Raw genomic sequence first — 21,437 nt, forward strand, 5'->3', positions numbered from 1 at the left:
GCATCGACGCGGAACGCAAGTTCCATGCTCGGGCGGTCAGGACATTACCGCATCGCCGAGAACTCCGCCCTGTGGGGCCACTCAGCCCTTGCCGTCGATGCACGAGCAACGACCGTTGCGGCGGTGACTTGGCTTGAATCCGTTGGACGCCGCGATATTTGGGTGTTGCTCGGTCCCAAGCGGTTGACGGTCGTGTCCCTCCGGCAGTGCGAAAGAATTCGGCCTGAAACGCTGGCTCGTCTTGGACACGGCAGCCGGACCGCATTACTGCGCTACCAAGGTGTGGTGTTCGGTCGTGCTGCCGCGATCGGCGAAGCGTTGTCGTCGCTGGCGACCGCCATCATCGAAGGGCCGAAACCTTGACCCAACCGGCCCGCGCGGCCACACGGGCGCAACGGCCAGAGACTGGCAAGATTAAGCCCATGCTGACTCTGCTGGCCGACGCGCCGAGCACCTGCAACAGCGCGTGGTGGAATTCATTTGTAGGCCCGATTGGCGTCGTGTTCGGTGCTTTTATCACGGGCTTGGTGACTTGGCGAAATGCACGAAAGTCGGTCTACGAACGGTTGGAGACGCTCGTCCAGATCCATAAGAATTGGCCCGTTGGTATTTCAGGCGACGACACACTAGAACATTCGATTGCAATTGCGTTAGCTGAGATACGACGCAAGGAACCTGGGCACCCACCTGAGCCGACCACGGAGCCAGAACGAAAAGCCGACGCTGAGGTAAAAGTAGTGGCGCGTCGAACATCGTTTCTAGCTTGGATAGGAGCCGTTACTGCTGCCGTAATCGGCGCCATCACCACCGTGTGGGTCAGCAATACCCCAAGCACTTCTCATCCGGGACACGGCTCGGCGTCAGAACTGGTGCCGGTGATCGCTACCGTGATCACAATCTTGATCACTACTGTCGTTTCGTTTGCGATATCGCGTCGATGAAAACAGAAGTCTCCCCATGCTCGCCGCCGTGACCGACGAAGCGGCTGAGTCGGCTGAGTCGATCGAGTCAGCCTGATGAGCCAACCGGATCCGATGGACGAATTCAACCGTATGATGCAGTGGGCGCAAATTTTAGAAATCCGAAGTCGCACGCAAGCCAAGGCCAAACGCGGCGCACTGTTGCGACCGTGGGGCCTTGGCGTCAAACGCCATCTAGTCGATGTCGGTAGCAGCCTTGACCGCGATGACACAGATTTCATGACCGATTACGCTGGCGATATGGTAAGCGGCACAGCGGTATTCCCGATCATGAACGCAATCGACAGTATCACCGCTATCGCCGAATTAATCGCTGGCAGACCAGAATCGGGCGATAGCCACGCAGGTTCTCTGTTGACGCTGAGCCGCATGGCAACTGAATCGGCGTCTAAAACGATATGGCTGTTGTCGAGCACAGATCGAGAAATGAGACGCAGCCTCAGCGTGCGATTCACTGATTCGGAATTGAACGCGCAGAGGGGTTTTCATAGTTCAACCCGAAAGTGGCTCAACGGTCCGGGCAAACATGACGTGATCCAGCAACAGAAGTTCCACGAGCACGTGCGGCTGTTCGAAATGCGCGTGAAGATGCTGGAACGCGGCAAGCATGAGACGCCGAAAACCAGAGTGTTGGGCAGTACCGACGTTGTGCAGGCGGCTGCACGGTGGCTCGACAACCACCCGCCACGGCACGAGTCCGGAGGGCGATACGGGGATGACGGCTATGGCTTTGAGGACATCGCGACGCGCTTCTACAACGTAAGTTCCGCGATCGTTCACGGGCTCAAGTGGCCGCTGGACTACATACCAAGCGGGGAGGTTGATCTGTCCCGCATGATCGTTGAAGGCGTCAACGTCGCGGTGTCGATGGCAGAGTGTGCGGTGGCGCTGTTTGAGGCGCAAGCCCAAAACTGGGACGACGACACCGACAGGCCACGACTGTACCCAGAGCATTTACAAAAGACCATCGAAACGTGGGCCTGGCTCTACCCGGTCGAACAACACGTCTGATGTTTTATCACGCTGGCCCAAGGCCAAGCTCGCGTGTCGTGGCGGATAATTCAGCCGTGCCAACTAGCGAACCCGGCAAGATGGATGCGCCGATCACGTTTTATAACCACGGCAAGCTCGGCGATGCAATCGGCGTCAAGGTCGACCACGACACGGCGACTGTCGACATCTTCATCCGGGGAGACCTGAGACAACCCGTCGTCAAGCGGATCACCGGACAAGACGCCTCCTGGTTTGCCCACCTCACGCTGCACCGCCACGACCTGACCACCGCGAAGAAGTTCCTCGATGAGTTCCAACGGCTCAACAGCAGCGCTGAGAATGCGACAGCTTGCGCGGCGTTATGGATCGCTGCCGTCGCCGCAACCATCAAGTGTTTTGACGCCAGTAGCGCGGCGCGAGACGAACTCAAGCCAGACACGATATTCGGCGCAAGCACGCCCGTCCGAGCCGACTTCAAACATCTGAAATACCTTCGGAACAAACATATTTCGCATGATGAGAGCAATTGGATGCAGTGCAATCCGCTAGTGATCATCGATGACCTTGACGGCACGCCAACGATCAACAGCGTTCACGGAATGGTGGTCCTCGGCGAGTCGGCCAATGCTGACAACATCGGGCGATTGCGCCGCGTCATTGATTCGGCGCTGGCGTGGGTGCAAACCGAATGGGACGACCTGGCCGAAGCGTTGCTTACTGATCTGCGCTCCCACAGCAGGGCCGAATTAGCTGTGCTACCTGATGTCACCGGCGCTCTGCCCCATGAGGGAAGCGTGGGCAAGAATCGCGGCAAAGCCAACTAGTACGGCTGATAGGTACCCAGCCGGTTCATGCCGGTCAGCGCATGTTTCAGGCGATTCCTGTGCGATCCATGCGCGACCATGCCCATCGCCGATCTGAATCATGTTGTGCTACAACGTATTCAGTTATGCCCTGCCACGCGGCAACGCACGCTGCGCGGTACATCTTGACTGCTCCGCGGCGCATCTGCGCGCCTGCACTCACCGCCGCGCCAAGCGGCATCATGCCCGTTTCGGGCGGTGCCGTGGCCGGTGGGCCTCCGTCACACCGTCACAAATTTAAGCGGATTCGGTGTCGCCATCGAGTGAACCAGCTTCGCCCTCCGGTGCGTCGGAGTCGCTGTAATCTGGTGTCCACGCTTCCAAGATGTCAAGGGCAAAAGCCAGCAACTCCACATACGCTTCATTGAGAGCATGCCGACTCAGTCTCGGCGCGTCGCGTAAGTTGCCGTGGGCGAGATCACTTCGGGTGCCGTATACAAAGTCGAAATACCTTCGGGGAGACATGCCACCGTAATCACGGGTCAGTCGGTCACTCAGTCTCAAGCCAAATTGCCGAATCGATTCGAATTTATCAGATTCAAGCAGTTTCAAAATGATATCGCGCACCTCGCCATTGACTTCACTACCTGGCATGTCATTAATATGCGCAATGAGGTGGTCCAGAACTGCGACAACTTCAGGCACTCGCTGGCGATACGGAATAAGGGCTTCGATTGCCGTCACCGCTAGGATGAATCGCGCTTCGTGGTTCTGATTGGCGAGTGAACTGTGTACAAGTTGATATGCCAGCTTCAACTCATCGTTCCAAATCCCGGCGTGACGTTGCAACGCCTGCTCAACGCGCTCATGCGTCTGTTCCCTGCTCAGCGATACGTGAACTGATGGCGTACCCATCGAAATATGGATAAAGCGGCGTTCGGGCTCTGTTCGATAAACTGACAACCCGTCACGGTCGTCATAGATGACATCTCCTGGCGTGACGCCAATCATTTCAAGACCTGGCCCAGTGACCGTGATCTCCTCTAGCACTGCTCTACTTTCGTCGTCATCTCCAAAATCGACCGATAGCAACATCCTGGCAAACACTGACGACGCGACTTGCCGCCACTTCCGACCAGCGGCTAGCGCAGATTCGAGGCTATCATAGCCATCTCCAGAAATAATCAATTCGTCAACTTCGCTAAGCTTTTTGTCCGGTTCACCAGGACGGAGCATGATAGTTTCATCCGAGCTTTCTGGGCTCAGACGAAATTCAGGCGCTTCCAGTTCGAAATTCTTGCCGTCATTAATCTTGATCCGATTGCGAAACGTGAAGGTCATACACCAGATGATGTCAGTCGAGTCCGACAACTCGTGGCAAACCCGTGACGGTTTCAGGCCCCCCTGTTACCCTAGCGCGTAAGCGATCTCCGTGGTGCCTGGCGCACTCTGCCGGGGCATCGGGTCTGCAGCTTTGTAGCCAGTCGAGCTAATCGAGCGGGTCGGAGTAGAAAGCGGTTGTGCGCCTGTACATATCGACCGAACACCACTGAGAAATCGTTGATCCGAATTCTGCGTCGATGACCACAAGTTCATTCCAGATGTTTGTACCGCACTGCCCGTCGACCAGTTTCGCCGCCTCAGCCAGATGGCGCCAGCCTTCCCATGAATGTGCGATATCTTCGGAAAACAGCGATGCTAGGGAGACCGGTGTTCCGGGCGCGCCAACGATCACCCGCGCGCCGTCAGGCGTCGGGTGTCCCCCGAGTTCGCAGTGATACCAATAGTCCTTCTGGCGATAGTCGTTGTCGTCATGCCGATATATTTTCCCCGGTTTCCAATTTTGTCGGCGTTCCTCCGGCGTCGAGTGAAGCCAGACTGGCATTTGAGCGATGTCGTTCATGAATCGCCAAAGAATGAATTCGGTTTCGACCAGCTGACGGATAAGCGTCCATGCTGGGTAAGTGTTGCCGTATCCGGCTAGCTGATAGACGCCTCCTGTGAGGGCATTGACAGTTACAGCGACAAGCGACAAAGCTTCGAGGGAATCCCTGCAGCCCTCCGCCAGTTCGTCGTTTTGGCTGGCCTTGTGTAAGGCGACTGCGGCGCGATGCCAATAATCGACCATTGTATAAGCGGCAAGCTGTCGCGCCTTCTGCATCTCCAAGTCACCAGCATATTTATCCGACGCAGCCCTAGCACCTGCGCGATCGGTAATCTGTACTGCGTCGCCCTGTTTCTTCAGCTGAACATGAAGATCAGCGACAACCTTATTTACGTGGCGTCCGTCTATTCTGCTGATTTCGGTCGCGGCTCCAATCCCTATGTCATGGGCAATCAATGCGACCTGAGCGGCGCTGACCGGAAGCAGAGCCGAAAACCCTTCAGATATTATTCGAGTTATCAGTGTCTCGACTTGTTCCAGTTGGCCTACAGGAACGATATCTAAGTCGGTGTACTTACGTAGTGAAGCCAATGTGCTCTCGACGGTTTCGTCTGTGACGTCCCTGAGCATTCGAACCAAGATGGTCGCAACGGTGACCAGCGGGTCGGAAGCCACGATGAGGGCTTGCACATCTTCGCTCGCCATCGCCGTATCAAGGCTGTCGCTGGTGCCTTTTAGGTGCCCAAGTAGCAAGTTGATGCCGCGCTTGGCCATGGCGAGTTGATCCCGTCGCACCGGCGCATCGTAGGCGTCTGCACCGACATTCCAACGTGACGACACACCCGTACCACGCGTAGCCACCATCGGTCACCGAGTGGAGGCCAGCGAGAGAGCGATACGGGTCGGCCGGACGGCGGCCGCGCTCCGACTCGGATTCATCAGCTTGTCATATGTGGCAAAACTGCCCGCGACATCGTCGAGGGCGGCGTTCACGCGCAGTTGTCGGCCGCGGATGCCTTAGGGCTGAGGTTCCCTACCTGGCGGCGGCGCGCACAAGAACCACGCAAGAATCGCGCAAGGTGTCAGCGACATCGTTGCCGCAATTTCCAGAGCAGCCGCGAACGGGACTGCTCCCAACCACTTACCGCTCGCGGGAAAGGAACCGAAATGATCACCAGCTCGCGCCGCTCCACCCGCGGCCACGAAGCCCTCTCGGGGAGGACATGGCGACGGTACGCAAGCCTCGTCGCGCTAGGCGCGGTCCTGGCGGCAGGGTGCTCGTCGAACGCTGCGACCGCATCGCACCAGGCGCCTGGCAGCCCCACGACATCCACGCCGGCCCCGGCTGCGGAGATGGCGGCTCACGGTGTCGAGAAATCGATCGGCGAGGTGCCCTGGTCGCAAGTCGGTCCGGGCTGGATGCTCGCCACCTGGAGCCCGGCCGTGAGCGTGCCTCCCGGCGTGTCGCCGCCTCCGGGCTCGCCGGCGCCCGGCACGGTTCCCGTCACCCTGTACCTCGTCGACCCGGCGGGCGGTCGCTACACGATCACCACCTTCCCGCCGAACACGGAACCCAATGGGGTCGACTGGTCGGGCGACGGCAGCCATGCCGTTTGGGCCTCCGCGGGCCCCGGAAAATCGACGGTGATCACCGAGCTCGATCTGCACAACGGCACCCGCACCACGTTCACCGTTGACGGCTCGTCTGTCGCCCCTCGCTTCACACGCCCCGACGGCAAGGCCCTGCTGCTGAAAGTGGACAAGAAACTGATGCGGGTCGACCTGTCCGGCAATCCGCAGCTGACCTATCCGACCGACAAGCTCGCGAGCGCCTTCGACGGTCAGTACCTGTCAACCCCGGACGGCACGCAGCTGGTGCTGGGTACCGCATCCGGCCTTGCTCTGATGGGCAACGACGGAACAGTCGGTAGGGAGCTGTCGTCTGCGGGAGGAAGCTGCTCACCGGTGCGATGGTGGGACGCCGGCGCGAAAACCGTCCTCGCCAACTGCAGTGGCGCAAACCAGCATTCACGGCTCTGGCTGGTTCCCATCGACGGTTCGGCACCGACCGCGCTGACCGCGCCGATAACGGACCCGGCGTCGCACGACACCGGCGACATCAGCGCATGGCAACTGCCGGCCGGCACCTATGTCCAGTACGCGGGCGGATGCGGCGCCATCCACCTCGGCAAGCTCAACCCCGACGGCACGGTGTCCAAGGTGGCGGTGCCCAACGTCGATCCCAGTCACAGCATCTACGTGATCGGCATCTACGGCGGGAACCTCGATCTCAAAGCCACGGTCGCCGGTTGCGGACCCGCCCAGTCGCTGCTCGAGTACGACCCCGCCGCCGGCACCACCAACGTTCTGCTGGGACCGCCGCTCAACGGCGGCGCGGTCATCAGCGCGGTGCCTTACCCGGGCGAGAAGTAGCATGCGACCGCACCAGCGGCCGTGGCGGCAACGCCGAAACGCCACGATCGTCGCCCTCGCCGTTGCCGTCATCGGCCTCACCGCGTGCCACTCGTCGCCGCGGCCGGCGCCGGCGCCCCAACAAACCGTGCTGCCGCTGGGCGGTCTTAACCACCCCGCCGGCGTCGCGGTGGATGCCAGCGGCGCGGTGTATGTCGCCGACAGCGGCAACAAACGAGTGCTGAAGTTGGCCCCCGGGTCGAACAGCCCGACGGTGCTGCCGTTCACCGGGCTCAACTACCCCGACAGCGTGGCGGTGGACAAAGCCGGCGCCGTCTACGTCGCTGACGACCACAACAACCGGGTGGTGAAGCTGCCGGCCGGGTCCGACACCCAGACGGTGTTGCCGTTCGCGGGCCTCAACGGCCCGGACGGCGTGGCGGTGGATTCGGCCGGCGCCGTTTACGTCGCCGACTACCTCAACGCCCGGGTGGTCGAGTTGGCCGCCGGGTCAACCACCCAGACCGTGCTGCCGTTCACCCACCTCGGCCGCCCGCGCGGCGTCGCGGTGGACGGCACCGGCACCGTCTACGTCGCCGACTTCGGCGGCAAGCGTGTGGTGACGCTGCCGGCCGGGGCGACCACCCAGGCCGTACTGCCATTCGAGGGGCTCCAAGGCCCCATCGGGGTGGCGGTGGACAGCGCCGGAAGGGTTTCTGTCACAGACTATTTCAACAACGCCGCGGTGACGTTGGCGTCCGGATCGTGCATGCAGACGGCGCTGCCGTTCACCGGCCTCACCGGTCCCGAGAGTGTCGCGGTCGACACCGCCGGAAATGTGTATGTGGCCGACGCCCAAAACAACAGAGTCGTGAAGCTCTCGTCGGCGCAGTCAACGGCGCCGCCGGCGTGCCGACAGACGGTGCTGCCGTTCAGCGGCATTGACGATCCCTGGGCCGTGGCGGTGGACACCGCCGGCAACGTCTACGTCGTCAACAACACCTCGGGCGACCACCGCAACCGGGTAATCAAGCTGGCGGCCGGGTCCAACACCCAAACCGACCTGCGGTTCACCAGCCTCGGCTTCCCCGAGAGCGTGGCGGTCGACACCGCCGGCAACACCTACGTCGTCGACAACACGACCAATCGAGTGTTGAAGTTGGCGCCAGACTCCAATACCCAGACCGTGCTGCCGTTTTCCGGTGTGGGCCCGCGCGATGTCGCGGTCGACACCGCGGGCGACGTCTTCGTCACCGACTACCGCAAGAATCGGGTGCTGAAGTTGCCCGCCGGGTCTAACACGCCAACGGTCCTGCCGTTCAACGGCCTTGGCGACCCTGGGGGGCTTGCGGTGGACACCGCCGGCGATGTCTACGTCCTCGACTTCGACAAGGTCATGAAGCTGGCGGCCGGGTCGAACACGCCAACTGTCCTGCCGTTCACCGGCTTCAGCCGAGTCGGCGGCCCGCACGGCGTGGCGGTGGACACGGCGGGCGCCGTCTACGTCGCCGACTCCGCCAACAAGCGCGTCGTGAAGCTCGCCGCCGGGTCGAACACCCAAACTGTGCTGCCGTTCGTCGGCCTCGGCGAGCCTTGGGGGGTGGCGGTGGACGCGTCCGGCGCCGTCTACGTCACCGACCGGGATAACGCCGAGGTGGTGAAGCTGCCCACGGGCTGACGCGTCGAAGTGCAACAGCGAACCGGCACAAGGACCAAGCAAGAAACGCGCAAGGCGCCCACCGCACCCTTGGCGTGACCGACTACAACAGCCGCGCGCGGCGACCCAATGTTCGGCAGAAAGGAAAGCAAATCATGAAGAACGCAAAAATCGCGGCGCTCTCCGTCGCGACCGCCGCGACAGCGCTCGTGCTGCTCGCCGCTGCCGACATCGGCGTCACCGGATGCAGTAAGACGCCTCCGACTTTCCGGGTCACCGCTACGGTGCCCGTCGGCAAGTCGGCGTCGGGGGTGGCGGTGGACCCGGGCACCCACACCGTCTACGTCACCAACCGCGGCGACGACACGATGTCGGTGATCGACGCCTCAACGCGCACCGTCACCGCCACCGTGCCCGTCGGCAAGCCGTTCTATGACCCGGAGGGGGTGGCGGTGGACCCGGGCACCCACACCGTCTACGTCACCCACTACGGCGTCACAGTGTCGGTGATCGACGCCTCAACGCGCACGGTGACCGCCACCGTGCCCCTCGGCACGGGCCCCGAAGAGAACCCGGCGGGGGTGGCGGTGGACCCGGACTCCCACACCGTCTACGTCGGTCGACTTCGAACGGCCGCTGCCCACGTCGGCAACTATGACGGCACGGTCTCGGTGATCGACGCCCCGACGCGCACCGTCACCGCCGACGTGACCGTCGGCAAGCAACTACACGAGGTGGCGGTGGATCCGGGCACCCATACCGTTTACGCCACTAACGCCACGGACAACACAGTGTCGGTGATCGACGCTTCGACGCATACGGTCGTCGCCACCGTGCCCGTCGGCAGGAACCCGGGCGACCTGGCGGTGGATCCGGGCAGCCACACCGTCTACGTCGCCAACGGTGGCGACGGGACCGTGTCGGTGATCGACGCCCCGACGCGCACGGTCGTCGCCACCGTCTCCGTCGGCAAAAACCCGGTCGGGATGGCAGTGGACCCGGGCACCCACACCGTCTACGTCGCCAACAACGGCAGGGTGTCGGTGATCGACGCCTCGACGCGCACCGCCACCGCCACCGTGCCGGTCGGCAAGCACCCGGGCGGACTGGCGGTGGATCCGGGCAGCCACACCGTTTACGTCACCAACGGCGGCGACAACACGGTGTCGGTGATCGAATCTCGATAGCGCGGGCAAGGGCTCGCCGGGGCGACGGATTGTCTTGTACGCCAAGGATCGTGATGTACCAAAGAACCGGACGAATCCAACGGATCATCGAGTGCACGAGCCGTGTTCGTGCAGGTCAGAAGGGTGGTCCCGGCTGGGATCGAACCAGCGACCTTCCGCGTGTGAAGCGGAAGCGATGTCGGAAGCCAGACGTTCATGCTGGTCAAGCCAGACGAACTGGACCAACCTTTGAGGTTCAGAACACGCGATACGAGGGGCGCGGCGGATGCGCAGCGGATGAAATCTACGTTCGCGTTTCGGCCGGCCTAGCCGCGCCGGGCCTGATACGCCCAATCATTGGGCGCGCCACACAGGTGCACGCTTCTCCGCGAAGGCCCGCGGGCCCTCCATTGCGTCGTCACTTCGACGCACAATGTCGTTCTCACGTTGGGTACGGTCCCAATGAGAGGTTTCGTCGACGATGACGCTGTCCTCGACCCCTAGCGCGACTCTCTTGCTTGCCTGGACCGCCAAAGGCGCGTTCACCGCGATGCGTTGAGCCAGTCGTAGTGCGGCTTCCAATGCCGTGCCATTGGGGACGAGGCTGTTGAGCAAGCCCCATCGAGCCGCCTCGGCCGCGCTGATGGGCTCGCCGGTCAACAGCAACTCCATGGCCTTCTTCGACGGCAGTTGTCTCATAAGGCGGAATATCCCGCCCGCAGCGGGGATAAGCCCGCGCTTGACCTCCGGCATTCCGAACGTCGCACTCTCGGCGGCGACGATCAAATCACTGGCTAACGCAATCTCTGCTCCCCCGCCGAAGGCGACGCCGTTGACCGCAGCTATCGTCGGCTTGTCGATGACGTGCCGCACGTAGCCAGCCAGGCCCCACTCCTCGTGATCAGGATGGCGGATTTTTTCGCCTCGAGCCAACGCTTTGAGATCTGCCCCGGCACTGAAAGCCAGGTCGCCAGCGCCTGTGATGACGACGGCTCGCACATTCGGGTCATTGTGAGCTTCTTCGAGAGCGTCGCCAACGATCTGGCAGACCGCGCCGTTGATGGCGTTGCGCGCTTCCGGTCGATTGATGGTGACGAGCTGAACGTTGTTGCGGCGTTCCACCAGCGCTTCCTGGCCGAGGTTCATCGACGTCATGGGGTATCCGGCGACGGGTCCGTGCGCACACTCGATCTCAGAACACCGGAAAGCAAGGAATTACGCCGTCTGGCGTCAACGCAGGCGACGCGCCAGCGGTTGCCATTGCGGACCTGGTCGACCGGGGCTACACGGCGGTGCTGTTCACCGGGTTCGACGGCCAGGGTGGCGTCGTTGTGGCGGCTGATAATCATATCGCTGTGATACCAGCCGACCGCTTTGCCGAGCCGGTTTCCCTGCCCGGACCGCAGCGCCAGCGACATGTCGCGTTCCTCAGCGCTGCGCATCCGCGCCGGTTGTCCGCTGAAGTTCAGCGGGGCGAGCCTCTCGAGACCAGTCGCCGTGGGCTTCATCGCGGGGAGCGTGGCCACCGTCCGTGAAGTCAACATTCGCTTTGCAGCCCGGAAAGAAGGCATCAGTCGCTAGCCGGCAGCGGCTTGGCTTCCTTCAGCGACAACGGTGTGTCTCCGACCGTCAGGGTGCCGCTGCCGGCCTTGGTGACCAGCACCTCGGCACCGCCCTCGTCGACATAACGCTTGCCCATCACGTTTCCCATACACAATGCGGGATCGGGGGCGACATCGGCGGACTTTCCGGTGCCAACCGGCACCATCGGCACTCCACCGGCACGCAAGTTACTAAGGCCGTCGCCGGACCGGATCACGATGACCTGCGTTTCGCAGACCTGGCTTTCTAGCCGGGTTCCGTTCTTGATCATCGTGCTCCTTCGCGTTACTCGGCGCCTGACTACGTTCAGCAGCCGCTCGATGGAGGCCGTCGACCACTCGGCCCGATCCGACGGGTGTGGCCGACGAGATCCAGCAGAGCCGCTCCCTACCGTTCTATCCAGGCTATTGGTTGTGGTACCAGATTATAGCTAACTGTTTATCTAATTTTTGAGTAGTATCTCATCTGGTCGCGGCCCCACGCCCTTGAAGGGACGAATGGTATGGAGGTCAACAGCCTTCGAGAGCCCAAGATGGCCGATCGCGTGGCCACTGCATTGCGCCGCATGGTGATCCGCGGGGAGATTGCGCCGGGGACGATGCTTCCGTCGGAGTCGGAGCTCATGGAACGCTTCGGCGTTTCTCGGCCGACACTTCGGGAGGCGTTTCGCGTACTCGAGTCCGAGTCGCTGATCAGCGTCAAACGGGGGGTGCGCGGCGGCGCGCTAGTGCAACGTCCACGACGCCAGACGCTGGCCCGCTACGCCAGCCTGATACTGACGCACGACGGTGTCACCCTGAAGGACCTCTACGCCGCCCGGGCGACGATCGAGACGTCAATGGCGAGGGAGTTGGCCGCAGTCCGAAACGCCGCCGTCATCGCGGAAACGTACGAAGTAGTCGAGCGCGAGGCGCAGCTGCCGACGGGCGCCGAGGCCATAACCCAGTTGACCGATTTCCACGCCGCGATCGCGCGTCTGTCGGGAAATTGCACCCTCCGGATGATCAGCGGAATGATTCATCACATCGTCGAGCGGGGCAATCAAACGCTGCAGCCCACCACCGGCGCGCGCGCAGACGAGGCCACGCGGCGCTCGGCAAAGCTCCATCGAATGGTGCTGGAGATGATTAAGGCGGGCGATGCCGACGGCGCCGCCGAATTGTGGAGTCGCCATCTCAATGAGGCCGAGGAGTACCTGCTGGCCGGCCCCACGCAGTCGACGGTGGTCGATCTCCTCGAGTGACGCGCAGCCGCATCCCAGCCGCGGTGGATCCACCTGACCCCGAGCGCCGGGCCGCAATTCAGTTATCTGTATAACCGTATAGACTACGACGCGTCACCAACGATTCGGAGACCGCATGCCCTCAACTACACCCCGCGCCGCGATCGTGGCCGCCGCACGCACCGCAATCGGCACCGCGCGAAAAGGCACTCTTGCCAACATGCCGGCGGCCGAGCTCGCAAAACCCGTGGTCTCGGCCGTAATCGAACGGTCCGGGCGCGCCGCCGAGGATTTCGACGACCTGATACTTGGCGAGGTCATGCAGGGCGGCGGCGACATCGCTCGCTACATCTCCGCGGATCTGGGTCTCACCGACCTGCCCGGCACGGCAGTCAACCGTCAGTGTGCGTCCAGCCTGTCCGCAATCGCGATGGCGGCCGGCCAGATCGGTGCCGGCATGAGCCAGGCTGTATTGGCCGGTGGGACCGAGTCGCTCTCCACGGCTCCGATATGCCGCAAACGCAAGCCGTTCACCACCGGCAAGGATCCCGATGACTACGACGATCCCTGGTTTTCGTTCTCACATCCGCCCGCCGAAGATGCGCCCGCGATGGACATGTCGATCACCGTCGCGCACAACTGCGCGGTGCAGTACGTCATCTCGCGGCAAGAGCAGGACGAGTGGGCGCTGCGCAGTCACCACCGCGCGGTGAAGGCAATCGACGCGGGGTCGTTCGTCGACGAGATCGTGCCGATCGTCGTGCCGCAACCCGACGGCAGCACAACACCTTTCGCGCAGGATGAGCACCCACGCAGAGGCACCACCATCGAGGCGCTCGCCGCCCTGAAGGTGCTGCACCCAGAAATCGACGGGTTCTCCGTGACGGCCGGTAACTCCTCTGGCCTCAACGATGCCGCGGCCGTAATCGCGCTCGCCGCGCCAGGCTCTCATGCCGAGCCGTTGGCCAACGTGCTGTCGTGGGCGTCGGTCGGCGTCCCGCCCAACCAAACCGGCGGTGGTCCGATCAAGGCAATTCCCAAGGCGCTGGAACTGGCCGGCTGCAAGATCTCCGATGTGTCCCTCTTCGAGATCAACGAGGCGTTCGCCGCCCAGGCCGTGGCGTGCTCTCGTGCGCTGGGCCTCGACGAGGAGATCGTCAACGTGTATGGGTCGGGAATCAGCCTGGGGCATCCGATCGCAGCCACCGGCGCCCGGATGGTCACCTCGGCGATATACGAGTTGCGGCGCCGCGGCGGCGGCATCGGCGTGCTCTCGATGTGTGCCGGTGGCGGGATGGGCGCGGCGATCGTCATCGAGGTGAATTGATATGACGCAGATGATTGCTGAGGGCCTGTTCCGGGTGGAGGGAGATCGGGCGATTCTGCTCGGCTCTCGGCGCCGAAGCTCGGGTGTCGTGAAGTTTCCCGCCGAGCGACCGGAGCTGTTCGACGGCACCGACGACATCGAGCCGTTCGAATTGTCAACCGAGGGAAACCTTTTCACATTCACGACCCAACAGTTTCCGCCACCGTTGCCATACAAGGGCAAGCGGACGCCTGAGGAGTTCCGCCCGTATATCGTCGGCTACATCGAGCTGCCCGAAAACGTCCTGGTCGAGGCGCTGATCGTCGGCGCGGATACCGATGCGCTGTCGATCGGGCAGAAAATGGTCTCGACCACAACGCTTTTCGAGAGAGCGGACGGACAAACGTTTTTGACATATGCGTTCACTCCGTCGGCAGAGTGACCCGCCCGTTCTTGAGCAGAGCTGAGGCAGAGGAATCGGGGTATTGCTTACGCCTCTGCTCACGGCGAAAGCATCGCAGGACGTACCGACAGGCATACTCGTCCACGTGAAGCGCCACGATCTCGAGTTTGTCAGCATCCCGCGGATGGTGCTCGCGAGTGCGGAACGGTTCGGCGCCGCCGAGGCGATCGTCGACCTGGACGCCGGCGTGCGGTGGACTTTCACCGACGTCGCCGAGCACATGATCGATTCGGTACGCGCGGCCATGGCCTTCGGCATCGAGCCCGGTGATCGGGTAGCGGTGTGGGCGCCCAACAGCGCCGACTGGGTGGTGGCCGCGCTCGGCGTGCACGGCGCCGGTGGCATCGTGGTACCGCTCAACACCAGGTTCAAAGGCCCCGAGGCGGCCTATATCGTGCGCAAGAGCGGCGCGAAGGCGGTGCTGACGGTCCGGGGATTCCTTGGCAACGACTATGTTTCGATGCTGCGAGACGAGGCGGTCGGCGTCTCGGCTATCCTGATCGGACCCGGCTCGGCCGACGATGCCACGTCCTGGTCCGACTACCTTGCTGCGGGCGCCGGCGTCGAGGAAGCCACCGCGTGCTCGCGGATCGATGCGGTCGATTCCGGCGACCTGTCCGACATCATGTTCACCTCGGGTACGACGGGAGCGCCGAAGGGCGTGATGCTGACCCACGGGCAGTCGTTGCGGGCCTATGGCTACCTCACCGACGCACAGACCTTTCGCCCCGGCGACCGCTACCTGATCGTTCCGCCGTTCTTCCACACCTTTGGTTACAAGTGCGGATGGATGGCCTGCCTGATGCAGGGCGTATGCGCCCTGCCCCAGTCCGTTTTCGACGTCGACATTGTCCTTCGGCGCCTCGCCGACGAACGAGTCTCGATCCTGCTCGGTCCGCCGACCCTGTTCGCCGATATCCTCAGGCATCCCCGCCGCCGCGAGTTCGACCTATCCCGACTGCGGGTCACGGTGCCGTCGGCCGCGAACGTCCCGACCTCGCTATACACACAACTGCGCGACGAACTCGGCTGCGAAGTGGTGCTGTCCGCGTATGGCCTTACCGAAGCGACCTCGTTCGTCAGCACGTCTCAACCGAGCGACAGCCTCGACGACATCGCGAACTCCGTCGGACGTCCGGCACATGACATCGAGGTCAAACTGGTCGACGAGACCAGCGCCGAGGTGGGCCTCGGCGAGCCGGGTGAGGTTCTGGTGCGCGGCTACAACGTCATGCTCGGCTACTGGGAGGACCCGGAGGCGACGGCCGCCGCGATCGACTCCGACGGGTGGCTGCACACCGGCGACATCGGAACGATGAACGAGCGGGGCTTCCTCAAGATCGTGGACCGCAAGAAAGACATGTACATCGTCGGCGGTTTCAACGCGTACCCCGCCGAGATAGAACATGTGCTCAGGCAACATGAGGACATCATCGACGTGGCGGTGATCGGCGTGCCCGACGAGCGAATGGGCGAAGTCGGGGCGGCGTTCGTCGTCGCCAAGAACCTCACCGAGCACGTGCTGATCACCTGGGCGCGGGAACGGTTGGCGAACTTCAAGGTGCCCCGGCACGTGGTCTTCGTCGGCGAGCTTCCCCGCAACTCCAGCATGAAAATCCTCAAGCTGCCCCTGCGGGAACAGTGGGCCACCAGATACGAAGAGAAGCTGTCTCCTTAGGACTGGATCCTACGAATCTGCCCAGCAGTGCAGCCATTTTGGCGACGATCACCTGAGACCCTTGAGGGCCGGATAATCACGCTGAAAGAGCTTCCCACGCGCGAGCAGTGGCGCCGCCTGGCCGCCGCGCTGACTTTGCCGAATGACGTCGGCGGCTTCCAAGCCGCGCGTTCACCATGCATACGCCTTGGAGGCGGCGGGTTAACGGGTGAAGAAGCTCAGCGGCCGCTCCACGAATTCGAAGACGACGCCGTCGGGTGAAGTCAGAAACGCGACGTTGAGGCCCTCGATCGGAGTTCCGGGCAGCGGGCACCAGATCGGACCGCGCCGCCCAATCGAATCCGGTACCTGGGAGAGCGCCTTGTCCATATTCTCAACGCGGGTGGCGCAGCGGTACAAGCCCTGACTGCTGCCCCCCTCCGGCAACGGATACTTGCCGGTGTCCGGGTGCTGTACCACCACCACGGTGAACTTGTTTTGATCCTCGGGCAATGCCAGCCGCGCCACAACGCACTCCGCTTCATCCCCGCCACCCCCGGGCGCCAGCTGGTCTCCGCTGATCTGGGTGACCGTTGGCTCCTGCAGCACCATGAAACCGATCGCCGTCAGGAATTCCACGGTGGCCGAGGCGTTCACGGCCGCGATCCGGATGCCGGCGAACAATGCGCCGGGCAGTTCGCTGGGCACCTCGGTCAACTCGATGACGACGCCGTCGCCATCGATCGCCAACACCGACTTGGCCCCCGACATCAGGCCCGCAACCGGTACACCCACTGTCAAACCGATGTCTCGAAGGCGCGTCACGGTTTCGCCGAGACCATTGACGGTGAAGAACGCGGACCGGATGCCCGGGCGGACGGGGTCCGTGTTGTCATCAGCCTTCATCGCCGGGGTTCGCCACTCGATCGATTCCAGTGAACACGCGTTGCGTCCGCCGCGCGCGTCATACAAAAACGTTGTGGCACCGTAGACTTCGCCCTCAAATCCGAGGACGGCGCCATCCGAGGCCGCGTCGGGGTCCGTGCGCATTCGCGCTGACAGTCCCAGCTGCTTCGCATACAGCCCTTCGGCCGCGTCCAGCGACCTACAGTTGAGATTCACATGCAAAAACCGCCGCGCCAGATGCTCGCTCGCGGACATCGCTACAGCACCGCACCTTTCACCTTGAATTCGATCAATTCCTCTTCGCTGTAACCGATTTCGGCCAGCAACTCATCGGTATGCTCGCCGTGCCCGGGCGCACGGGTAAGCTCCAGCGGCGACTCGTCGAACTGCACCGGGCTTCCCGCAAGCGCGAACTCGTTGCCGTTGGCGTCGCAGGCACGCGGCAGGTAGCCATTGGCCAGCGCCTGCGGGTCGGCGTGCAACTCGTGGGCGGTGCGCACCACGTCCCAGACGCCCTCGAACCCCGCGAACGCTTTCTCCCAGTGCGCAAGGTCCGCGGACTCAAATATCTTGCACAGCTCCACGATACAGTCAGTCCGGTTCTGGAACCGGACTGCCGCGTTGGCGTACCGCTCGTCGTCGATCATGTCGGGCCGGTTGATGCGCTCGCAGAAGTCACCCCAGAACCGATCCGCCTGCAGCAACACGAATTGGATGAAGCGCCCGTCGCGTGTCTTGTATGGTCTGGCAACGGGATTGGGAAACTCGTCCATCGAGAACATGGGCACGTCGGCGCCAGTGATGCCCGCAGCCGTGATGTCCGGGCCGAGTTGCCAGATCGCCGCATTCAGCAGCGAAACATCGACGACGGACGGCTCACCGGTTCGTTCCCGTTTGACCAGTGCCCCCGCGATTCCCGCCGCGATCGCGAGCCCGCCATATACGTCACCGAACGCGGCGCGTTGGAACGGCGGGTAGGCGCCATCGGTGGGGGCGTACGCATTGGCGATTCCGCCACGCGCCCAGTACGCCGCGGCGTCGAAGCCGCCATGATCGGCCAAGTCACCTTTGGCTCCGTAGCCGTGGCCACGGGCGTAGATGATTTTCGGATTGCGGGCGCGTACCTGCTCGACGTCGACACCCATTCGCCGCCGAGAGTCGGGCAGCAGGTTGGTAACGAACACATCGGCGGTTTCGACGAGCTTCATCAGCAGCTCCAGCCCCTCCGGGGTGGAAGTGTCGAGGCCGATGCTGCGCTTGCCCCGGTTGGGCAGCTCGATGAAATGGTTCACCCCGCCCGCGCCCGGAACCAAGCCCGAGCTGATCAGACCGCGCTGCGGGTCCCCCGTCTCGGGATGCTCGATCTTGATGACGTCGGCGCCCCAATCCGCTAAGACCGCCCCGGCCGCCGGGACAAACGTCCAGGAAGCGAGTTCGACCACGCGGATACCGCCAAGGATGTCGGTCATGTTGTCCTTCGTGCGCAAATCGGGGCACCGCGGCGCGGTACTCAGTCAATGGGATAGGCGATGACTTTCGTCTGCAGGTGCTGCTCGAACCCTTCGAGCCCGTTTTGCCGGCCGATGCCACTCATCTTGTACCCGCCAAACGGTGAATCGGCGCCGTAGTACACGCCGGTGTTGACCATCAGCGAGCCCGTTCGGATGCGGCGGGCGACGGCCAAAGCCCGCTGGTTGGAACCCATCACCGCGCCGGCCAACCCATACCTGGAGTTGTTGGCCAGCTCGACTGCGCCGTCGTCGCCGCCATCGTAGGGGGTGATCGTGAGCACCGGGCCGAAGATCTCTTCCTGGAAGATCCGCATTTCGGGCGTGACATCGGCGAAAATGGTTGGGGCGACGAAATATCCGCGCTCGCAGCCCTCGGGTGCGCCACCGCCGACGGTGAGCCGCGCGCCCTCCTTCTTGCCCGTTTCGATGTACCCCATCACCCGGTCGCGTTGCTTGGCCGACACCAGCGGCCCGCAGATGTTCGCCGGGTCGGCCGGGTCGCCCACTCCCATTGCGGCGAACGTTGCGGTGGCCACATCGACGGCCTGGTCGTAGTACTGGCGTGGCACCAGCATGCGGGTGGGCAGCGCGCAGCCCTGGCCCGCGTGCATCAGCATGCCCATGCAGCCCGGGAGAGCAACCGACATGTCGGCGTCGTCGAGCACGATGTAGGCAGACTTGCCGCCCAGCTCCAACATATTGCGTTTCATCGTGTCGGCCGACAGCCGCTGGATCAGCTGTCCGACCGCCGTCGACCCGGTGAAGGAGATCATGTCGACGCGCGGATCGGTGACCAGTGTCTGGGCGATGTTGTTGTCGGACGCGGGAACGATGTTGACCACGCCGGCGGGGATGTCGGTCTTTTCGGCGATGATCCGACCCCACCTCAGCGCACTCCACGGCGTCTCCATGGCGGGCTTGAGAACCATGGTGTTTCCGGTGGCCAGGATCTGGCCCACCTTGTTGCTGATGATCTCGAACGGGAAGTTCCACGGCGTGATCGCGCCGACCACACCCATCGGTTCCTTCACGACGACGCGGTTGTACGGCTGGCCCAATTTGGCGTCCGGGTCGAGCATCCGCTCCCACGGGAACTGGGTGATGAACTCTGCGGGCCAGCGCACCGCATCGGCCAGCGGCCAGTCCAGTTGTGGGATGTATGTCAACATCAGTGGCGCCCCGACCTCGGCGACGAGTTCGGCGCGGATGTCTTCCTTCTCCTCCTGCAACGCGGCGTGCAGTTGTCGCAGACAGCGCTGACGAAACTCGTGATTGGTCGACCAGCCCGTGGTGTCGAACGCGCGGCGCGCGGCGGCGATGGCCTCCTCCATGTCCTGGGCACCCGCATCGGTGGCCACCCCGAGCACTTCCTCGGTGGCCGGATTGATGTTGTCGACGGTCTGGCCAGTTGACGACTCCCGCAGCCGGCCGTCGATGTACAGGCGCGTCTCCGGGTTGAATTGCACCGTGGATGGGGCGACCGGTGATGCCGTCATTGGCTGATCCCTCTCGCTTGCGAAATGGGTGCGGCGTCTAGCGTACTAGATAACTGTTTAGCTGATTAAGCGGTTTACCCGTGGCCGACACCGGCCACTTGAGCGCAGCGAGGTCCCGTGAGCAATCGTCTTGAGGGAAGGTTGCGTTCATTACCGGGGCGGCCCGTGGCCTACATGCGTGGAAAACTCAGCATCCGGCGAGCGTTCTCCTCAACGATAAGTGAGCACTCGTCGTCGGGAACATCCGCCAGTACCTCGGCGGCGCGCTTGCGCGAGTTGGGCCAGTTGGAGTCCGAGTGGGGAAAGTCGATCTCGAGCGTGATGCGGTCGACGCCGATCGTGTGCCGGTTGGCGAGCCCGTGCTCGTCGTCGATGAAGCAACCCCAGAAATGCTGCCGGAACAATTCGGACGGGCGGGTGTCGAAGTCGATGTTCTGGTAGTAGCGGTGACGCTCCCACACGTAGTCCGAGCGCTCCAAAATGTATGGCACCCAGCCGATTCCGCCCTCGGCCAGCGAGATCTGAAGATCGGGGAATTGCTGTAGTTTGCCGGAGAAGAGCAGGTCGACGGTGGTCCACATCAGGTTCGTGGAGAACAACGTGGTTGCCACCGCGAAGGGTGCATCGGGAGCCTGCAGCTGCCCCGGAATCGGCTTCATCGACGAGAACGAAAAGCCTGGCACATACGAACCTGCGCCGAAGTGCAGCGATATCGGCATGTGGGCGTCGGAACACACCCGCCACAGGCCGTCCCAGTGGTCGGAGTGAAATGACGGCAATCCCATCGGGACCGGGCTGTCCGGGAAGGAAATCGTTCGCGCACCCTTGGCCGCGGCGCGCTCGGCCTCGGCGATGGCCGCGTCGATGTCCCACACCGGCAGGATGGCCAGCGGCACATAGCGGTCGGGTGCCGTCGCGCACCACTCGTCGATGTAGTAGTCGTTCCACGCCTTGACGCACAGCAAGGCCAGTTCCTTGTCCTCAGCTCGGAAGAAGGTGCTGCCGGCGAAGCCGGGAAACGACGGAAAGCACAGCGCGGACTGTACGCCGTCAAGATCCATGTCGGCGATGCGCGCGACCGGGTCGTAGCAACCCGGAATCATGTCCTCATAGCGAACCGGGTCCAGCCCCCACTCCTGTGGCGGCTTTCCGGCGACCGCGTTGAGCCCGATCGTCGGATAGATCTGCCCGTCGTAACTCCACAGATGCTTGCCGGCCTGCTCAACAATTCGCGGACCCTGCTCGCGCAGCCTCTCCGGCAGGCGGTCCTGCCACACGCGCGGGTGCTCGACGAGGTGGTCGTCGACCGACACGATCTGGTGGTGGTCCTGTAGCGGCATTGCAACTCACTTCTGACGTTACGTCTTGCTTTCTGACG

The 21,437-nt window shown here is 63.0% G+C and carries 19 protein-coding genes, 1 tRNA gene and 1 pseudogene; 11 read left to right on the plus strand and 10 right to left on the minus strand.

The window, feature by feature from the left end:
• The first annotated feature begins 123 nt into the window (after nt 1-123).
• The 4 genes from N415_RS31485 (at nt 124) to N415_RS15180 (ending at nt 2,797) form a co-directional block, all read left to right on the plus strand.
• On the plus strand, nt 124-363 hold the full coding sequence (locus N415_RS31485) for a hypothetical protein (RefSeq protein WP_152531398.1): 240 nt from the start codon (nt 124-126) through the stop codon (nt 361-363).
• Between the two features lie 59 nt (nt 364-422).
• The gene (locus N415_RS31490; protein ID WP_152531399.1) at nt 423-941 is read left to right on the plus strand and encodes a hypothetical protein; all 519 of its coding nucleotides are present in this window, start codon (nt 423-425) and stop codon (nt 939-941) included.
• A 75-nt stretch (nt 942-1,016) separates the two neighbouring features.
• Nucleotides 1,017-1,991: a hypothetical protein gene (locus N415_RS31495; RefSeq protein WP_152531400.1), complete on the plus strand. Its 975-nt coding sequence runs from the start codon at nt 1,017-1,019 to the stop codon at nt 1,989-1,991.
• Nucleotides 1,992-2,047: 56 nt separating this feature from the next.
• Entirely contained in the window at nt 2,048-2,797 is a 750-nt protein-coding gene (locus N415_RS15180) for a hypothetical protein (protein ID WP_152531401.1), read from the plus strand.
• A 276-nt stretch (nt 2,798-3,073) separates the two neighbouring features.
• Here the strand turns inward: N415_RS15180 and N415_RS31500 are convergent, their stop codons facing one another.
• Both N415_RS31500 and N415_RS31505 read right to left on the minus strand, forming a co-directional pair.
• Nucleotides 3,074-4,117 (minus strand): hypothetical protein, encoded by a 1,044-nt coding sequence (locus N415_RS31500; protein WP_152531402.1) that lies wholly within the window; start codon nt 4,115-4,117, stop codon nt 3,074-3,076.
• A 148-nt stretch (nt 4,118-4,265) separates the two neighbouring features.
• A complete protein-coding gene (locus N415_RS31505; RefSeq protein WP_152531403.1) occupies nt 4,266-5,456 on the minus strand; it encodes a hypothetical protein in 1,191 nt (396 codons plus the stop codon).
• Between the two features lie 558 nt (nt 5,457-6,014).
• Here N415_RS31505 and N415_RS15195 point away from each other — a divergent pair.
• From N415_RS15195 to N415_RS15205, 3 genes and pseudogenes are all read left to right on the plus strand, one after another.
• Entirely contained in the window at nt 6,015-7,094 is a 1,080-nt protein-coding gene (locus N415_RS15195) for a hypothetical protein (protein ID WP_239645562.1), read from the plus strand.
• Between the two features lie 121 nt (nt 7,095-7,215).
• Nucleotides 7,216-8,739 (plus strand): annotated as a pseudogene (locus N415_RS32720) (NHL repeat-containing protein); the annotation flags it as partial.
• A gap of 146 nt (nt 8,740-8,885) precedes the next feature.
• The gene (locus N415_RS15205) at nt 8,886-9,917 is read left to right on the plus strand and encodes a YncE family protein (RefSeq protein WP_152531404.1); all 1,032 of its coding nucleotides are present in this window, start codon (nt 8,886-8,888) and stop codon (nt 9,915-9,917) included.
• Nucleotides 9,918-10,041: 124 nt separating this feature from the next.
• On the opposite strand, the gene N415_RS31515 is transcribed toward N415_RS15205, so the two are convergent.
• The 4 genes from N415_RS31515 to N415_RS15220 form a co-directional block, all read right to left on the minus strand.
• A tRNA-Ser gene (locus N415_RS31515) sits at nt 10,042-10,140 on the minus strand.
• Between the two features lie 110 nt (nt 10,141-10,250).
• On the minus strand, nt 10,251-11,042 hold the full coding sequence (locus N415_RS15210; protein ID WP_068183386.1) for a crotonase/enoyl-CoA hydratase family protein: 792 nt from the start codon (nt 11,040-11,042) through the stop codon (nt 10,251-10,253).
• 5 nt (nt 11,043-11,047) lie between these two features.
• Nucleotides 11,048-11,404 carry a hypothetical protein gene (locus N415_RS33380; RefSeq protein ID WP_068183214.1) on the minus strand — a complete coding sequence of 119 codons (357 nt, stop codon included), beginning with the start codon at nt 11,402-11,404 and terminating at the stop codon, nt 11,048-11,050.
• Nucleotides 11,405-11,466: 62 nt separating this feature from the next.
• Nucleotides 11,467-11,769, minus strand: coding sequence for a hypothetical protein (locus N415_RS15220; protein ID WP_068183217.1), 303 nt, complete (start codon nt 11,767-11,769; stop codon nt 11,467-11,469).
• 231 nt (nt 11,770-12,000) lie between these two features.
• Here N415_RS15220 and N415_RS15225 point away from each other — a divergent pair, with 231 nt between their 5' ends.
• The 4 genes from N415_RS15225 to N415_RS15240 all read left to right on the plus strand — a co-directional run bounded on the left by N415_RS15225 (nt 12,001) and on the right by N415_RS15240 (nt 16,167).
• Complete coding sequence (locus N415_RS15225; RefSeq protein WP_068183221.1) at nt 12,001-12,741, plus strand: GntR family transcriptional regulator; 741 nt, start codon at nt 12,001-12,003, stop codon at nt 12,739-12,741.
• A gap of 115 nt (nt 12,742-12,856) precedes the next feature.
• Nucleotides 12,857-14,047 (plus strand): thiolase family protein, encoded by a 1,191-nt coding sequence (locus N415_RS15230; protein WP_068183225.1) that lies wholly within the window; start codon nt 12,857-12,859, stop codon nt 14,045-14,047.
• 1 nt (nt 14,048) lies between these two features.
• Nucleotides 14,049-14,468 (plus strand): OB-fold domain-containing protein, encoded by a 420-nt coding sequence (locus tag N415_RS15235; RefSeq protein WP_068183228.1) that lies wholly within the window; start codon nt 14,049-14,051, stop codon nt 14,466-14,468.
• A 106-nt stretch (nt 14,469-14,574) separates the two neighbouring features.
• Nucleotides 14,575-16,167: a FadD3 family acyl-CoA ligase gene (locus N415_RS15240; RefSeq protein WP_081665273.1), complete on the plus strand. Its 1,593-nt coding sequence runs from the start codon at nt 14,575-14,577 to the stop codon at nt 16,165-16,167.
• Nucleotides 16,168-16,368: 201 nt separating this feature from the next.
• Here the strand turns inward: N415_RS15240 and N415_RS15245 are convergent, their stop codons facing one another.
• The 4 genes from N415_RS15245 to N415_RS15260 all read right to left on the minus strand — a co-directional run bounded on the left by N415_RS15245 (nt 16,369) and on the right by N415_RS15260 (nt 21,399).
• On the minus strand, nt 16,369-17,307 hold the full coding sequence (locus N415_RS15245) for a glyoxalase/bleomycin resistance/dioxygenase family protein (protein ID WP_068183232.1): 939 nt from the start codon (nt 17,305-17,307) through the stop codon (nt 16,369-16,371).
• 2 nt (nt 17,308-17,309) lie between these two features.
• Nucleotides 17,310-18,521: a CoA transferase gene (locus N415_RS15250; RefSeq protein WP_068183392.1), complete on the minus strand. Its 1,212-nt coding sequence runs from the start codon at nt 18,519-18,521 to the stop codon at nt 17,310-17,312.
• A gap of 41 nt (nt 18,522-18,562) precedes the next feature.
• The gene (locus N415_RS15255; protein WP_068183237.1) at nt 18,563-20,059 is read right to left on the minus strand and encodes an aldehyde dehydrogenase family protein; all 1,497 of its coding nucleotides are present in this window, start codon (nt 20,057-20,059) and stop codon (nt 18,563-18,565) included.
• Between the two features lie 170 nt (nt 20,060-20,229).
• On the minus strand, nt 20,230-21,399 hold the full coding sequence (locus tag N415_RS15260; protein ID WP_068183240.1) for an amidohydrolase family protein: 1,170 nt from the start codon (nt 21,397-21,399) through the stop codon (nt 20,230-20,232).
• Nucleotides 21,400-21,437: the final 38 nt, after the last annotated feature.

This window comes from Mycobacterium sp. UM_CSW (assembly GCF_000455205.1).
Taxonomy (GTDB): domain Bacteria; phylum Actinomycetota; class Actinomycetes; order Mycobacteriales; family Mycobacteriaceae; genus Mycobacterium.

What these genes read in the sequence shown, in the direction of transcription:
- N415_RS15230 (WP_068183225.1), top strand. Translation starts at nt 12,857, where the DNA reads ATGCCCTCAACTACACCCCGCGCCGCGATCGTGGCCGCCGCACGCACC.
- N415_RS31500 (WP_152531402.1), bottom strand. Translation starts at nt 4,117, where the DNA reads ATGACCTTCACGTTTCGCAATCGGATCAAGATTAATGACGGCAAGAAT.
- N415_RS15255 (WP_068183237.1), bottom strand. Translation starts at nt 20,059, where the DNA reads ATGACGGCATCACCGGTCGCCCCATCCACGGTGCAATTCAACCCGGAG.
- N415_RS15220 (WP_068183217.1), bottom strand. Translation starts at nt 11,769, where the DNA reads ATGATCAAGAACGGAACCCGGCTAGAAAGCCAGGTCTGCGAAACGCAG.
- N415_RS31495 (WP_152531400.1), top strand. Translation starts at nt 1,017, where the DNA reads ATGAGCCAACCGGATCCGATGGACGAATTCAACCGTATGATGCAGTGG.
- N415_RS33380 (WP_068183214.1), bottom strand. Translation starts at nt 11,404, where the DNA reads ATGAAGCCCACGGCGACTGGTCTCGAGAGGCTCGCCCCGCTGAACTTC.
- N415_RS15260 (WP_068183240.1), bottom strand. Translation starts at nt 21,399, where the DNA reads ATGCCGCTACAGGACCACCACCAGATCGTGTCGGTCGACGACCACCTC.
- N415_RS15195 (WP_239645562.1), top strand. Translation starts at nt 6,015, where the DNA reads ATGGCGGCTCACGGTGTCGAGAAATCGATCGGCGAGGTGCCCTGGTCG.
- N415_RS15250 (WP_068183392.1), bottom strand. Translation starts at nt 18,521, where the DNA reads ATGACCGACATCCTTGGCGGTATCCGCGTGGTCGAACTCGCTTCCTGG.
- N415_RS15235 (WP_068183228.1), top strand. Translation starts at nt 14,049, where the DNA reads ATGACGCAGATGATTGCTGAGGGCCTGTTCCGGGTGGAGGGAGATCGG.
- N415_RS15205 (WP_152531404.1), top strand. Translation starts at nt 8,886, where the DNA reads ATGAAGAACGCAAAAATCGCGGCGCTCTCCGTCGCGACCGCCGCGACA.
- N415_RS15225 (WP_068183221.1), top strand. Translation starts at nt 12,001, where the DNA reads ATGGAGGTCAACAGCCTTCGAGAGCCCAAGATGGCCGATCGCGTGGCC.
- N415_RS15210 (WP_068183386.1), bottom strand. Translation starts at nt 11,042, where the DNA reads ATGAACCTCGGCCAGGAAGCGCTGGTGGAACGCCGCAACAACGTTCAG.
- N415_RS15245 (WP_068183232.1), bottom strand. Translation starts at nt 17,307, where the DNA reads ATGTCCGCGAGCGAGCATCTGGCGCGGCGGTTTTTGCATGTGAATCTC.
- N415_RS31490 (WP_152531399.1), top strand. Translation starts at nt 423, where the DNA reads ATGCTGACTCTGCTGGCCGACGCGCCGAGCACCTGCAACAGCGCGTGG.